This window comes from Kitasatospora sp. Root107, assembly GCF_001424875.1.
Classification (GTDB): Bacteria; Actinomycetota; Actinomycetes; order Streptomycetales; family Streptomycetaceae; genus Kitasatospora.
In genome coordinates this window covers 371,477-385,245 of the sequence record NZ_LMCT01000067.1, presented here as the reverse complement: position 1 = coordinate 385,245, position 13,769 = coordinate 371,477, and the positions used below count along the sequence as shown (strand labels likewise).

Annotated in this window: 17 protein-coding genes; 9 read left to right on the top strand and 8 right to left on the bottom strand. The window is 72.3% G+C overall.

Annotated elements, in window-relative coordinates; all coding sequences use genetic code 11:
• Positions 1-31 precede the first annotated feature (31 nt).
• The 3 genes from ASC99_RS32965 to ASC99_RS32950 all read right to left on the bottom strand — a co-directional run bounded on the left by ASC99_RS32965 (position 32) and on the right by ASC99_RS32950 (position 3,039).
• The gene (locus tag ASC99_RS32965; protein WP_057238989.1) at positions 32-1,837 is read right to left on the bottom strand and encodes a glycosyl hydrolase family 18 protein; all 1,806 of its coding nucleotides are present in this window, start codon (positions 1,835-1,837) and stop codon (positions 32-34) included.
• A 302-nt stretch (positions 1,838-2,139) separates the two neighbouring features.
• The gene (locus tag ASC99_RS32955) at positions 2,140-2,475 is read right to left on the bottom strand and encodes a hypothetical protein (protein WP_157531903.1); all 336 of its coding nucleotides are present in this window, start codon (positions 2,473-2,475) and stop codon (positions 2,140-2,142) included.
• Positions 2,476-2,535: 60 nt separating this feature from the next.
• Complete coding sequence (locus ASC99_RS32950) at positions 2,536-3,039, bottom strand: hypothetical protein (protein WP_057238983.1); 504 nt, start codon at positions 3,037-3,039, stop codon at positions 2,536-2,538.
• A 99-nt stretch (positions 3,040-3,138) separates the two neighbouring features.
• Between ASC99_RS32950 and ASC99_RS32945 the strand changes: the two genes are divergently transcribed.
• The 4 genes from ASC99_RS32945 (at position 3,139) to ASC99_RS32930 (ending at position 6,065) form a co-directional block, all read left to right on the top strand.
• A complete protein-coding gene (locus tag ASC99_RS32945) occupies positions 3,139-3,522 on the top strand; it encodes a BlaI/MecI/CopY family transcriptional regulator (RefSeq protein WP_057239210.1) in 384 nt (127 codons plus the stop codon).
• Positions 3,519-4,394, top strand: a complete 876-nt coding sequence (locus ASC99_RS32940) for a M56 family metallopeptidase (RefSeq protein ID WP_057238980.1) — start codon at positions 3,519-3,521, stop codon at positions 4,392-4,394. Before ASC99_RS32945 ends, ASC99_RS32940 begins: the two co-directional genes overlap by 4 nt.
• An 82-nt stretch (positions 4,395-4,476) precedes the next feature.
• A complete protein-coding gene (locus ASC99_RS32935) occupies positions 4,477-4,977 on the top strand; it encodes a hypothetical protein (RefSeq protein ID WP_057238979.1) in 501 nt (166 codons plus the stop codon).
• Between the two features lie 86 nt (positions 4,978-5,063).
• Entirely contained in the window at positions 5,064-6,065 is a 1,002-nt protein-coding gene (locus tag ASC99_RS32930; RefSeq protein WP_235502884.1) for a C40 family peptidase, read from the top strand.
• On the opposite strand, the gene ASC99_RS32925 is transcribed toward ASC99_RS32930, so the two are convergent.
• Positions 6,059-6,472 (bottom strand): VOC family protein, encoded by a 414-nt coding sequence (locus tag ASC99_RS32925; protein WP_057238976.1) that lies wholly within the window; start codon positions 6,470-6,472, stop codon positions 6,059-6,061. The two genes, ASC99_RS32930 and ASC99_RS32925, sit on opposite strands and share 7 nt — an antisense overlap.
• Before the next feature lie 97 nt (positions 6,473-6,569).
• On the opposite strand from ASC99_RS32925, the gene ASC99_RS32920 reads away from it, so the two are divergent.
• Positions 6,570-7,013 (top strand): GNAT family N-acetyltransferase, encoded by a 444-nt coding sequence (locus ASC99_RS32920; protein WP_057238974.1) that lies wholly within the window; start codon positions 6,570-6,572, stop codon positions 7,011-7,013.
• Here the strand turns inward: ASC99_RS32920 and ASC99_RS32915 are convergent.
• A complete protein-coding gene (locus ASC99_RS32915) occupies positions 7,010-7,564 on the bottom strand; it encodes a DoxX family protein (protein WP_057238973.1) in 555 nt (184 codons plus the stop codon). The genes ASC99_RS32920 and ASC99_RS32915 overlap by 4 nt on opposite strands.
• Positions 7,565-7,663: 99 nt before the next feature.
• Between ASC99_RS32915 and ASC99_RS32910 the strand changes: the two genes are divergently transcribed.
• The gene (locus tag ASC99_RS32910; protein ID WP_057238971.1) at positions 7,664-7,957 is read left to right on the top strand and encodes a barstar family protein; all 294 of its coding nucleotides are present in this window, start codon (positions 7,664-7,666) and stop codon (positions 7,955-7,957) included.
• A 3-nt stretch (positions 7,958-7,960) separates the two neighbouring features.
• Here the strand turns inward: ASC99_RS32910 and ASC99_RS32905 are convergent, their stop codons facing one another.
• The 3 genes from ASC99_RS32905 to ASC99_RS32895 are packed head-to-tail and all read right to left on the bottom strand — an operon-like array spanning position 7,961 to position 11,450.
• On the bottom strand, positions 7,961-8,596 hold the full coding sequence (locus ASC99_RS32905) for a bifunctional 4-hydroxy-2-oxoglutarate aldolase/2-dehydro-3-deoxy-phosphogluconate aldolase (protein ID WP_200948488.1): 636 nt from the start codon (positions 8,594-8,596) through the stop codon (positions 7,961-7,963).
• On the bottom strand, positions 8,593-10,191 hold the full coding sequence (locus tag ASC99_RS32900; protein WP_057238969.1) for an amidohydrolase family protein: 1,599 nt from the start codon (positions 10,189-10,191) through the stop codon (positions 8,593-8,595). The genes ASC99_RS32905 and ASC99_RS32900 overlap by 4 nt, the downstream gene beginning before the upstream one ends.
• Positions 10,191-11,450 (bottom strand): alanine racemase, encoded by a 1,260-nt coding sequence (locus tag ASC99_RS32895; protein WP_369824364.1) that lies wholly within the window; start codon positions 11,448-11,450, stop codon positions 10,191-10,193. Before ASC99_RS32895 ends, ASC99_RS32900 begins: the two co-directional genes overlap by 1 nt.
• Before the next feature lie 114 nt (positions 11,451-11,564).
• Here ASC99_RS32895 and ASC99_RS32890 point away from each other — a divergent pair, with 114 nt between their 5' ends.
• The 3 genes from ASC99_RS32890 to ASC99_RS32880 are packed head-to-tail and all read left to right on the top strand — an operon-like array spanning position 11,565 to position 13,746.
• Positions 11,565-12,584: a sugar kinase gene (locus ASC99_RS32890; RefSeq protein ID WP_235502883.1), complete on the top strand. Its 1,020-nt coding sequence runs from the start codon at positions 11,565-11,567 to the stop codon at positions 12,582-12,584.
• Positions 12,581-13,351: an IclR family transcriptional regulator gene (locus tag ASC99_RS32885; protein WP_057238965.1), complete on the top strand. Its 771-nt coding sequence runs from the start codon at positions 12,581-12,583 to the stop codon at positions 13,349-13,351. Before ASC99_RS32890 ends, ASC99_RS32885 begins: the two co-directional genes overlap by 4 nt.
• Positions 13,348-13,746 carry a RidA family protein gene (locus tag ASC99_RS32880; RefSeq protein WP_057238963.1) on the top strand — a complete coding sequence of 133 codons (399 nt, stop codon included), beginning with the start codon at positions 13,348-13,350 and terminating at the stop codon, positions 13,744-13,746. The genes ASC99_RS32885 and ASC99_RS32880 overlap by 4 nt, the downstream gene beginning before the upstream one ends.
• Positions 13,747-13,769: the final 23 nt, after the last annotated feature.

Here is a 13,769-nt window from a genome sequence, read left to right as displayed (position 1 = left end):
TCAGAGCTCAGCTGAGCAGCTCACAGGTGGTTCAGCAGGCACCCGCGTCGGCCCAGACGCCCCACTGACCGGTGGTCGAGGGGTCCTCGTTGGTGGTCCACCACTTGTTGGTGTAGACCCGGCCCTTCCAGGACACCTTGGTGCCGGCGGTCGGGTAGACGGTGGCGGCGTTCCAGCTCGGCACGGTGCAGCCGGTCGCCGTGGCGGACGGGCTGACCGAGACGCTCGGGCTGGCCGAGGCCGAGGCCGACGGGCTGGCCGAAACGGTCGGCGAAGCCGAGGCGGACGGGCTGGCCGACTGGCTCGGCGACGGCGAACTGGTCGGCGCGGCCGGGCAGTTGGCGGCAGAGCCGTTGGTGGCCGAGACCATCTTGTCGAACAGCGTGGTCTTGGTGCCCAGGTCGTACAGCGAGAAGGCGAACGAGCCACCCAGACCGTTGCAGTGCGCGTAGTCGACCTTGGCCTGGATCGAACGGGCGTCCTCACCGGTCCAGAAGGTGGAGCCGTCGTAGAAGTACGTGGTCTTCGCCTCGTCGTCCCAGAAGGTCTTGGCCGGGTTGTCGACGAAGCCCGCGAGCTCCTTGTACATCTGGATACCGGGCACGTTGCCGGACATCGCGGCACCGGCGGCGGGGCCGGTCGCACTCTGGAACAGGCCGCTCACACCGTTGTTGGGAACACCGGTCCAACCGCGGTAGTAGAACGGGATACCCATGTTGATCTTCTTGGCGGGGAAGCCGCCAGGAATGCCGTACTCGGCGTCACCGACGGTCCAGGCCTTGATGGCCGAGTCGATCGAGTACTTGCCCGTGCCCGGCTTGATCGGGGTCATCGGGTCCTTGGCGCCGGAGTACAGCGGGGCCTGGTGGTTGGTCGGGCCCTGGGCGTCCCACGCACCGTGCATGTCATAGGTCATCACATCGAGGAAGGTCAGGTACTGGCCGACCTTGTCGGTCTCGATGTTCTTGATCTTGTCCTGGCCGGCGCCGACGGCGGCCGCGAGGCCGTAGGTCTTGTTGTCGGTGACACCCTGGGCGTCGAGCTGAGTGCGGAACTCCTTGAGCAGAAGGGTGAAGTTCTGCTTGTCGCTCGCGCTCTCGTGGTTGCCCGCGTGGCCGCCACCGCCCGGGTACTCCCAGTCGATGTCGATGCCGTCGAAGATTCCCGCGGCCGACCCGGCGCCACCGTAACCGGCGTCCACCGGCAGGTTGCCCTTGATGAACATGTCGATGCAGGAGGAGACCAGCTTCTTCCGCGAGGCGTCCGTGGCGGCCGCGTCGGAGAAGTACTTGGAGTAGGTCCAGCCACCGATCGACAGCAGCACCTTGAGGTTGGGGTTCTTCGCCTTCAGCTTCTTCAGCTGGTTGAAGTTGCCCGCGATCGGCTGGCCCCAGGCGTCCGCGACACCGTCGACCGCGGTGTTCGCGTCGAAGGTCTTCTGGTAGTCGGCGAACGCGTCGCCCGCACCGTCACCCGCGCTGGTGTTGCTCTCGTCCTGGGACGCGGCCTTGGTGGCCTCGAAACAGGTGAGGTTGGTCGGGTGGATGTTGGCGAACGAGTAGATCATGTAGTCCAGGTTCTTGGCGACGCCGGTGTCCTGGATGGTCTTCGGGTAGTACGCGTTGCCGTAGATCGACCACTGGTCGAAGTAGGCGACCTTGATGCCACCGCTGGTCGCCGGGGCGCCCGTGGTGTTGCCGGCCGCGGCCGAGGCCGTGGTGCCCGCGCTCAGCGCGAGACCGGCGCCCAACAGCAACGAGGCCGCCGTGCCGACCGCGAGCGCGGCCAGGCCCTTCGGACGCCGACGGTGCGTCGGCTCCAGGGAAACTCGAGTCATGTCGTGACCCTCCAGGTCGTGGGGGAACTGCCGGGCCACTTCGACCGGACGCACGGGGTGGGGCCGCACAACCGGAGAGGCACGTCAGTGGAGGTCGAGCAGCGGGGGATGCCGGACCGGCACCGGAGGTCTGGACCACCGATGCCGGCCGGGGGCTCCCTGCACCTGGCCATAAAAATGGACTAGACCAACTCCCCCGTCAAGAGCCCTTATTGGACCTTGAGCTCCCGTTAAGGTTCGACTTACCCCTGACCAGCACAGAGCCGGCCCCGCACGCTGCGGGACCGGCTTTAAACTTTTGATCACATCCGGTCAATCTCCGTCAGGTCGATGTCGATCTCGAACGGACCCCCGACCTTCAACCGCCCGTGATGCACCCCGGTCACCACATATGTCCGGGTCGCGGGCTCCAACTCCAAGACGTACACGACCGGATGACGCCCGGTGTCCTCCTGCTCCACCCGCCAGAAGTGCGGGATGCCGGCCTCGGCGTACTTGCGCGGCTTCAGCTCACGGTCCCGCACCACCGACACGTCCGGCTCGGGCCTACCCCGCTTCCCGAGCACCACACTCATCTCACGGACCACCCGCAGGTGCTCCGGGCAGCTCTGCCGCAGTGCGTAGCTGAGCAGAATCACAGCACCACTGTGGAAGTACTGCTGCGGGCTCCTGAACATCAGGACCCTTGTGAGTGACGATCAGTACCGCAGTGCGCTGCCCACCTTGGCCGTGACCGTGCCCTCCAGTTTGCGGTTGCTCTTCGCCGTGGCCTGGGCCGTGCCGCCTGCCGCCACCTCGGGGACGGTGACCACGGCGGCGTCCAGGAACTTGCCCGAGCTGTCCTCGAAGCTGACCTCGATCGTGTACTTGTACGGCTGCGAGGTCTTGTTGGTGACCGTGAGCGGGACGCTGGACTTGCCGTCCGAGTCGGTCACCACGCCGCCGAGGGTGACGTCGTCCTTGGCGTCGAGGCCGCCCTTCACGCTCGCCAGCGCCGAGGAGGCCGCCGCCTCCGCCGAAGCGGCTGCCGAAGCAGCTGCCGACGAGGCCGAGGACGCGAAGCTGTTCGCCGCGCTCTTCGCCGCCGAGGCCAGCGCAGAGGCCCCCGACTGGACCGCTGCGGGGGGCGAACCCCCGTCCGAGGAGCATCCGGTCAGCACCAGTCCGCCCGCCACCACCGCACCCACGACCAACCGACGCATCAGAGACCTCCACTCGTCCGGACGACTTGCCCCCACCCTTCAAGGGCCGCATGCCCGGGGCCACCAGGGCGCAGCATCCGGGTGACTACGATGGCCCGCATGGTGGTACGCAGCCTCGGCGAACTCGAAGCCGAAATCATGGACCGGCTCTGGAGCTGGGGCCGCCCGGCCACCGTCCGGGAGGTGGTCGACGACCTCAACACCAAGCGGCCGGTCGCCTACACGACCGTGATGACGGTGGCCGGGATCCTGCACACCAAGGGCCTGCTGAACCGTCACAAAGCGGGCCGCGCCTGGGTCTACGAACCGGCTCGCAGCCGCGACTCGTACACCGCCACGCTGATGCAGGAGGCGCTCGGCTCCACCTCCGACACCCCGGCCGCGCTGGCCCACTTCGTCGAGCAGATCAGCACCGACGAGGTCGCCGCCCTGCGCCGGGCGCTGGCCGCACTCGACGCCTCGGACCAGGCGGACGAGCGGTGAGCGCCGCCGCCCTGCTCGGGCTCTGGGCCGTACTGACCGTCGTTGCCCTCCCGCCACTGCTGGCCGGCGCGCGCTGGACCAGGCGGGCGCCGCTGCTCGGCGTGTTCACCTGGCTCGCGCTCGGGCTCTCCGCCATCAGCTCGGTTTCGCTCACGGTCCGTCAGCTGATCGACCCGGCCCCGCACCACCACGCGGGCCTGCTGCACCTGTGCGGCCTCTCCCCCGAGGCCGTCTCCGGCACCGCCCCTGCGGTGGCCGCCCTGGTGCTGCTCTACCCGGCGACCCGGCTGCTGCACAGCCTGACCGGCGCCCGCCGGGGACGCCGTCGGCACCGCACCCTGCTCGACCTGGCCGCGCACCGCGGCCGGATCCCCGGCGCCCTGCTGCTGGACCACCCGACGCCCACCATCTACTGCCTGCCGGGGCGGCACGCCCGGATCGTGGTCAGCCGGGGCGCGCTGGCCGCGCTCACCCCGCCGCAGCTGGCCGCCGCGCTGGCGCACGAGCGGGCCCACCTGACCGGCCGTCACCACCTGGCCGCCTGCGCCGCCGAGGCGCTGGCCGGCACCTTCGGCCGACTGCCGCTCGGGCGGCTGGTCTCCCCCGAGGTCCGTACCCTGCTGGAGATGGCCGCCGACGACCGGGCGCTGCGCGGTCACACCCCTCGCGCGCTGGCCACCGCGATGGGCGTGGTGGCCACCGGCCTGGCCCCCGCCGCCGCGCTCACCGCAGGCCACCAGGCGCTGGCCAGGATCGAACGGCTGGCGGACCACCGCCCGGCGTCCCGCCCGCTGCTGGTCCTCACCGCGGCCGCCCCCGCCGGGCTGGCCGGGCTGCCGCTGCTGCTGGTCTGCCTGCCGCACCTGACCTGACCTGAACAGGTGTCACCCGCCCCGCCCCCGGGCAGGTCTCCGTACGTCGATCGACTTCGACTTCGACCTCGGGGGAGGGGACATGGCGTTCGTCATGTCGGCACTACTGGTCCTGGCGGCGATCGCCGTCTGGGTCGGCAACCGGCTGCAGAACTACCCGGGCGGCTGGGCCTACGCCTTCGCCCGGGCGTACACCGCCGAGCGGGCGGAGCTGGCGGCCGGCCGCCGCCGGGTGCGTGAGGAGGAGCGGCGACGGGCGCAGGAACGTTCGGCCGCCGAGCAGGAGATCCGCGCCACCGAGGCCGAGTACCGCCGCCGGATCACCGAACTGCAGGACCGGGTGGCCGAGCTGGCCGAGCCCGGCGCCGGGACCGTGCCGGAGTCGCTCGGCGAACGGACCGTCAAGGCCCGCCGCGCCCTGGAGCTGGCCCGGTCCGACACCATCCCCCAGCAGACCGCCCGGGCGGACCGGGACCGGTTGCTGGAGCAGCAGCACGAGGACCGGGCCCTGCGCGAGGCCCGCGCCGAACTGACCGCCGCCCACAACCGCTGGCACCACACCACCGGACACCGTCCGGCCTGAGCCTCTGTCAGGTCCGGCACTTGCCCTGGCGGCGGCACTCATACTAACTTCCTTAGGAGATTAGTCGTCCAGCTCGGGAGCACCCCTTGGCCGCCCGCCGTCTGACCGCCCTGACCCTCACCGCGGGGGCCGCGCTGCTGCTCACCTCGACCCCCGCTCTGGCGGAGCCGAAGCCCTCGCTGGAGCAGGTCCAGCGGCAGGTGGACGACCTCTACGAGGAGGCCGAGGCCGACACCGAGCTGTACAACGGGCTGAACGAGAAGCAGGAGCAGCTGCAGGCCAGGGCCGGCACCCTCCAGCAGCAGGTGGCCACCCAGCAGGACCAGCTCAACCGGCTGCGCGAGACGCTCGGCGCGGTGGCCGCCGAGCAGTACCGCTCGGCCGGGGTCGACCCCACGCTGCGGCTGATGCTGACCGCCGACGCCACCGAGTACCTGGACGGCGCGAGCCTGCAGGACGCGGCCGCCGCCACCCAGGCGGACACCCTGCGGCTGTTGACGGCCCAGCAGAAACGGTTCGACCAGCTGCGGGACGAGACCGCCGCCCAGCTGGCCGGTCTCGACCAGGCCCGGCAGGCCGCGGCCGGGAAGAAGCAGGAGGTGCAGGCCAAGCTCGCCAAGGTGCAGTCCATCCTGAACGGCCTCAAGGCCGAGGACCGCGCCAAGGTGGTGGCCGGGAACGCGGGGGGCGCCGCCGCCTCCCGCAGCGTCACCGCCCGGATGCCGTACTCCGGTCCCGCCACCGGCCGGGTCAAGGACATCCTGACCTTCGCCCACGCCCAGCTCGGCAAGCCTTACGTCTACGGCGCGACCGGCCCCAACTCCTTCGACTGCTCCGGCCTCACCCTGCGGGCCTTCGCGGCCGGCGGCATCTCCCTGCCGCGCACCTCACAGGCCCAGTACGCGGCAGGGAAGCCGATCGCCCGGGACCAACTCCAGCCCGGCGACCTGGTGTTCTACTACCCCGACCTGCACCACGTCGGGATCTACCTCGGCAACGGCCAGCTGCTGCACGCCCCGCGCACCGGCAAGACGGTCGAGATCGTCCCGTACGACGTGATGCCCTACTCCGGAGCGATGCGTTACTGAGTGTCCGTGTGACGGCGGCGTGCTGCGCGTTGGCGCAGCGAGATCCGGTTGCCGTCCGGATCCACCGCCTCGATGCGGATACCGAACCCGTAGTCCTCCGGCTCAGGCTGGTCGAAGGTCACACCACGGTCGCGGAACACCTTGAAGTCCGCCCACAGGTCGTCCGATTCGAGGAAGACCGGACCGGGTGTGCCGCCCGGCTGGTGCTCGGCCGGCTGCCCCGAGGCCGCGGCGTGCGGCCAGAGTATGATCTCGAGCGGGCTGTCCTGAACGCCTACGGTGAGGAAGCGTCCGTCCGGGCCCGGATGGTCGATGCGCTTCTGCAGGCCGAGCTGTTCTGTGTAGAACCTCAGCGCGCGCTCTTGATCGGTGACGTAGAGCGTCACGTACATGATGTTCGTCAGCACTGTGTAGCCCCCTCCATCTGTCGGTCGGTGATGCGTCGTTACCTCACCGACGGGCCCCGGCAGGGGAATGTGACGGCTGGACCCTAAAATCCTCCGGATGAGCACCTGGACGCTGCGCCCCGCCACGCCCGCCGACGTCGAGCCGATCGCCGAGCTGCGGGCCGTGGTGCTCCGGGCCGACCTGGAGCGACTGGGACGCTACGACGAGGTCCGGGTCCGGCGGCGGCTGCGGGAGTCGTTCTCGGTGGAGCACACCCGGGTGATCACCGTGGACGGCGGGGCCTTCGCGGGCTGCGTCACCGTCCGGCCCGCCGAGGACGGGAGGCTGCTGGAGCACTTCTACCTCGACCCTGCCCGGCAGGGGCAGGGGCTCGGCTCGGCCGTACTGCGCAGCCTGCTGGCGGAGGCCGACTCCGCGCGGGTCGTCGTCCGGCTGAACGTCCTGCAGGGCAGCCCGGCCCGCCGGCTGTACGAGCGGTACGGCTTCACCCTGGAGTCCGAGGACCCGACCGACGTCTACCTGATGCGCAGCCCCGGCTAGGAGAGGCCGATGCCTGCCTCGTCGTCGGCGGCCCTGGCCTCGCGGCGGCGGACCACGTCCTGACGGCGGGTCACCACGGCGGCTGCGCCCAGGGCGCTGGCGACGAACGCGAGCAGGCCGAGGCCGGCGCCGTCGAAGCGGTGGCCGACCAGGTGGTCGAGGGAGTAGCGGCCGGCGCCGGCCACGCCGAGGGCCAGGCCGCAGGTGCCGAGGACGGCGGGGTACTCGTAACCGCCGGCGGTGGCGAAGAAGCCGCCGGGGGCGTGCACCGCGATCGCGCCGGCCATGGTGCCCGCGACGATCGCGCCGGCCGCCGGGGTGGCCAGGCCGACCAGTAGCAGGGCGCCGCCGCCGGTCTCGCCCAGGCCGGAGGCGATCGCGCTCTGCCGGCCCGGCTCGAAGCCCATGTGTTCCATCGCCTTGGCGGTGCCCTCCAGGCCGCCGCCGCCGAACCAGCCGAACAGCTTCTGCGCGCCGTGCGCCACCAGTACGCCGCCGACTGCTCCGCGCAGCGCGAGCAGGCCTAGGTCCTTACGGTTCAGACAGGTCATGATGGGGCCTCAGCTCTCGGGAGAAACACCGGCTTCCCCATCCCACCCCAGACCCGGCACGCCCTCGACCCGGGCGCGCCATCCGAGCGAAGGTACCCGATGCCGACCACCTACCACCTGCGTGGTGCCGCGATCGCCGACGAGCCGTCCTTCTACACGGCGCTGGCCGACGCGCTGGACGCCCCGGACGGCTACTACGGCCGCAACCTGGACGCGTTGGCCGACTGCCTGCGCGGCGGCTACGGCCCCGAGGCACCGTTCGGCCTGGTCTGGCACGACGCCGGGCAGGCTCGGGCGGCGCTCACCCGGCGGCTGCCCGGGACCGAGCAGCGGTACTTCGACGCGGTGCTCGAGGTGCTCCGCGAGGGCGGGGTCACCGTCACCCTGCAATAGCGGTCACCCTGCGATAGCCGCGACGAACTCCCTGGCCCGCAGCTCGACCCCGCTCCAGCCGCCGGCCGCGACCACCGTCGGGGCAACCACCTCGCTGCCCGCGCAGACCGCCAGCGCGCCCGCCGCCAGGAACTCGGCGGCGTTGCCCGCGTTGACGCCGCCCGAGGCGACCAGCGAGACGTCGGGGTAGGGGCCGCGCAGGTCGCGGAAGTACGGGGCGCCGAAGGCCTGGGCCGGGAAGATCTTCACGGCCGCCGCCCCGAGGTCCACGGCGGTGGCCACCTCACTGGGTGTCAGGGCGCCCATCACCACCGGCACCCCGCCCGCCACCTCCGCCAGGCCGGCGCGTACGCCCGGGGTGACCAGGTACTGCGCGCCCGCCGCGACGCCGCGCCGCGCCTGCTCGGCGGTCAGCACGGTGCCGACGCCGACCCGGCAGCCGAGCTGCTCCGCCACCTCGGCTGCCCGGCGCAGGTGTTGCTCCACGCCGGGGGTGGTCCAGGTGAACTCGATCCACCGGATGCCCCCGGCCACCAGCGCGGCGCACAGCTCCGCCGCGTCGGGGATCACCGGCGCGCGGACCACCGCGATCACCCGGTCCCGTGCCAGCCCGTTCAACCCGGTCAGCCCGCTGCTCAACGCACTCCTCCGTCTGCCTGTCGCCGCAGTGCCCGTCCTGGGCGGGCGCCGGTTGCCTTGCCGTCCTCGATCACGCCGACCCCGCCGACCCAGACCCAGGGGATGCCCTCGGCCTGCTGCCTGGGCTGCTCGAAGGTCGCGGTGTCCCGCACCGTCGCCGGGTCGAACAGCACCAGGTCGGCCGCATAGCCGTCCCGGATCAGTCCACGTCTGGTCAGGCCGAGCCGCCGGGCCGGGCGGCCGGTCATCCTGGCCACCGTCTGCTCCAGCGTCAGTACGCCCAACTCCCGGGCGTAGTGGCCGAGACAGCGCGGGAAGGTGCCCCAGGCCCGGGGGTGCGGGCGGGCGCCGGCCAGCAGGCCGTCGCTGCCCACGCAGTGCGCGGGGTGTTGCATGATCTCCCGGACGTTCTGCTCGTGGCCGACGTGCTGGAGGATGCCGGTGGCCAGCTCGTCGCGGACCAGCAGCTCCAGGAAGGCGGCGGTGCCGGTGCTCCCCCAGCGGTCGGCGATCTGCTGCACCGTCAGGCCGACCGTATCGGCGAGGTCGGGGTTGCGCACGCCGGAGATCTGCACCGTCCGCCAGTCGGCCACCACGCCGTGGCAGCCGTCGCTGCCGGTCTCCTCCACCGCGACCCGGATCGCCTCCCGGGCGGGCGGCTCCAGCAGCCGGGCCAGCGTGGCGGCCGGGCCGCCCTCGGTGGCCCAGGACGGCAGCAGCGCGGCCAGCGTGGTCGACCCCGGCAGGTAGGGGTAACTGTCCAGGGTGAGGTCCACTCCCCCGGCGAGGGCCGCGTCGACCAGGGCCAGGAACTCGCCCGCCCGGCCTTCGTTCACCCCGAAGTTCATGGTGGCGTGGGTGAGATGGAGCCCGCAGCCGGTCTGCCGGGACAGCTCGATCACCTCCGCGTACGCGGCCAGCGCGCCCGCCCCGTACGAGCGGGTGTGCGGGCAGTGGTAGCCGCCCCGGGCGGCCACCACCTCACAGAGCGCGGCCAGTTCGGCGGAGTCGGCGTACATGCCGGGGGTGTAGGTCAGTCCGGTGGACATCCCGACCGCGCCCTCGGAGAGGCCCTGGTCGAGCAACTCCCGCATCCGGTCCAGCTGTTGCGGTGTGGCTGGGCGGTCGTCCCAGCCGACCACCAGGGCGCGCAGGGTGCCGTGCGGGACCAGGTAGCAGGCGTTTGCGGCGAGGTGGGAGCGGTCCAGCCGGTCCAGGTACTCGCCGACGCCGCGCCAGTCCCAGTCGAATCCGGCCGGATCGCCGTTCCAGCCCGCGAGTTGGCGGCGCAGCGCGGCCAGCGTCCGGTCGTCCACCGGGGCGTAGGAGAGGCCGTCCTGCCCGAGCACCTCGCAGGTGACGCCCTGGCTGATCTTGGCCAGGTGTTCGGGCTCGGTGAGCACGGCCAGGTCGGAGTGGGCGTGCATGTCGATGAACCCGGGCGCGAGCACCAGCCCTTCGGCGTCGATCACCCGGTCGGCGGTGGCCGCGTCGGAGACGATCACGCCGTCCTCGACCGCGATGTCGGCCCGGCGGCGGGGCGCGCCGGTGCCGTCGATCACCCAGGCGCCCTTGATCAGCAGGTCGGCCGCCATCAGAAGTAGGTCCGCACCAGCTCGACCACGCGCGGGAGTTCGGCGTCGGCGGAGTCCAGCACCGGCAGCAGCGACCACTTGTCGAAGACCGTGCACGGGTGCGAGAGGCCGACCCGGACCACCTCGCCGACCTGCACGTCGCTCTCCCGGAGGAAGGCGTGCTGGTCGTTCAGCGCGGTGATCCGGCCGCCCAACGGGCCTCTTCCGCGCACCAGTTGCGGCTCCGGCATGCCTTCGTCGAAGGACAGGTCGCGCTTGCCGCCGTCCAGCAGGGCGAGCCCGGGCTCGGGACGGGACACCACCCGCAGCCAGCCGTGCAGGGCGGACCTGAAGCCCTCGCCGCCGCCCCTGGCCAGCGGCGAGATGCCTCGGTAGAAGCCGTCGTCGTGCGCGAGGTAGGCGCCGGAGCGGAGCACCAGCCGCCCCCGGCCCTCGACCACGGCGCCCAGCTCCTCGAGCACGGTGTCGAAGTAGGCGCTGCCACCGGCGGTGACCCAGATCTGTTCGGCGGACGGGTCGAAGAGCCGGTCCAACAGCCGGTAGAGGCGGCCGAGTTCGCGCAGGTACCCGGCCACCGTGCCGAGCGAGTCTGCGCTCGCGTCGTGCGCCAGTGCACCTTCGTAGCCGCTCACGCCGACCAGGCGCAGTTCGCCCGCGGCGGCCACCGCGCGGCCCACCTCGACCGCCTCGTCCACCGTGCGGCAGCCCGTCCGGCCGCCGGGGGCGCCGAGCTCGACGCAGACGTCGACCGGGGCCGGGGCGCCGCGCAGGGCCTCGGCCATCAGCTCGACCGAACGCACCGAGTCCACCCAGCAGGAGAACCGGAACTCCGGGTCGGCGGCCAGCTCGGCGGAGAGCCAGCGCAGGCCGGCCGGGTCGAGCAGCGCGTTGGCCAGGTGGATGCGGCGCAGGCCGAAGGCCCGGCCGACCCGGATCTGCGGGAGGTTGGCCAGCGTGATGGCATCCGCTCCGGCGTCCAGCTGACGCTGCCACAGCACCGGGGCCATGGTGGTCTTGCCGTGCGGGGCGAGGCCGACGGCCCCCTTGGCGCAGTACGCCGCCATGGTGGCGAGGTTGTGGTCGAGCGCGCCCGCGTCCAGCGTGACCAGCGGGGTGCCGAGGTCGTCGAGGGTCGGCGCTCCGGCCAGGTACTCGGCGACGGTCAGGCCCCAGGCCTCGGCCGGGACGGCCTTGAACCGCCAGTCCAGCCGCTCGTCCGCCAGCTCCGCCAGCCGTCCACGGTCCATCAGCTCCACCACGGCCCACCGTCCCTCGTTGCGTTATGTGCAACGGTCGTTGCGATATCTGCCGAGCCTGATCTAACATCAGGTCCAGACCACTGGTCAACGGACCCGCCGATCGAGAGGCCACGAGTGACACTCCCGCCCGCCGTCTGCCTCGGTGAGTCGATGACCGTGCTGATCCCCGAGAGCCCGGGACCGCTGGAGCACGCCGACGGCTTCCGCCGCAGTTTCGGCGGCGCCGAGTCCAACGTCGCCTGCGGTCTGGCCGCGCTCGGCGTGCCCGCCGCCTGGGTCAGCCGGGTCGGCGCCGACGGCTTCGGGCGCCACCTGGTCGAGCGGATCGCCGCGCACGGCGTGGACACCTCCGCCGTCACCGCCGACCCCTCCCGGCCGACCGGCCTGTACGTCAAGGAGACCGGCGCGGGCCTGGACCACCCGTACGACCTGGGCGCCGGGCGCAGCCGGATGCACTACTACCGGCGCGGTTCGGCCGCCTCCGCGATGGGCCCCGAACTGCTCGCCGAGCCCAAGGCCGCCCCGCTGCTGGCCGCCGCCCCACTGATCCACCTGACCGGCATCACGCCTGCCCTCTCGGACAGCTGCCACCGCCTGGTGCGCACCCTGCTCGGCGCCCCCGGACGCACCGTCAGCTTCGACCTGAACTGGCGCCCCGCACTCTGGGCCGGGCGGGACCGGCAGGCCCTGCGCTTCCTGATGAACGCCGCCACCATCGTGCTGCTCGGCGCCGACGAGGCCCGCGAGGTGCTCGGCACCGACGACCCGGCGGGGCTGCGCAAGCTGCTCCCCCGGCCCGGCGTGATCGTGCTCAAGGACGACGGGCACCGCTCCACCTCGATCGCCCAGGACGGCTCGACCGTCGCCGAGCCCGCCCTGCGGGTCTCGGTGGTGGAGCCGACCGGCGCGGGTGACGCCTTCGCGGCGGGCTATCTCGCCGGCACCCTGCGGGAGCTGCCGGAGCGTCAGCGGCTCCGGCTCGGCCACCTGTCCGCCGCCGCCGCACTCACCGTCCGGGGCGACCTGGGCGTGCTGCCGCCCGCCACCGTGATCGACGCACTGCTGGCCGCCGACGAGGCGGGCTGGGCCGGCACCGAGGTCGACTCGGACGGCTTCCGGACGGCCCCGGCATGAGCAGCTCCACCGTCGCCCGCGCGATGCGCCTGCTGGCCGAGCTCGGCGAGGGCGAGCGCAGCCTGGAGCAGCTGGCGGCCGTGCTGGACGTGCACAAGAGCACCGCGCTGCGGCTGCTCCGCCCGATGGAGGAGGAGCGGATCGTCCAGCGCGACGCCGCCCACCGCTACCGGCTCGGGCCTCAGCTGTTCGCGCTGGCCGGGCAGGCGCTGGAGCAGCGCGGCATCCGCACCGTCGCCGCCCCGCACCTGCGCGAGCTGAACGCGGCCACCGGCCAGACCGTGCACCTGGCGGCGTACGAGGGCGGCGAGGTGGTCTACATCGACAAGTACGACTCCCGACACCCCGTCAGGATGTACTCCCGGATCGGCCTGCGGGCCGCGCTGCACTGCGCGGCGGTGGCCAAGGTGCTGCTCGCCGATCTGCCGCCGTCCGAGCGCCGGGGGATCGCCGAGGGGCTGGAGTTCACCCCGTACACCGCGCACACCCTGACCACCCCGGCCGCCCTGCTGGCCGAGCTGGACACCGTGGCCGCGCAGGGGTGGGCGCAGGACCACGCCGAGCACGAGTCGTTCATCAACTGCGTGGCCGCGCCGGTCCGGGACGCCACCGGCCGGGTGGTCGCGGCCGCCTCGGTCTCGGTGCCGGACATGCTGCTGCCGTACGACCAGGTCCTGGCGCTGCTGCCGCGGCTCCGGGCCACCACCGCCGCGATCTCCGCCGACTGCGGCTGGACCGATCCCACTGCCCTAGGACGGGAAGTATGAAGACCGAAGTCCGTACCAACGACGCCCCCGCGCCCGCCTGGGTGTTCTCGCAGGGGGTCCGCAAGGGCCCGATCCTCCAGGTCTCCGGCCAGGGGCCGCAGGATCCGGCGACCTCGGAGTACCTCTACCCGGGTGACGTGAAGGCGCAGACCCTGCGCACCCTGGAGAACGTCCAGGCGGTGCTGGAGGCGGGCGGCGCCACGGTCGAGGACGTGGTGATGTTCCGGGTCTACCTGACCAAGCGGGCGGACTTCGCGCTGATGAACGAGGTCTACGGCGAGTTCATCGACACGCACGTGCAGGGCGGCGTGAAGCCGTGCCGGACCACGATCTTCGTGGAGCTGCCGCACGAGGCGATGCTGGTGGAGATCGACGCGCAGGCCGTGATCGGCTAGGACCCTCCGTCGGTTAGGGGCGC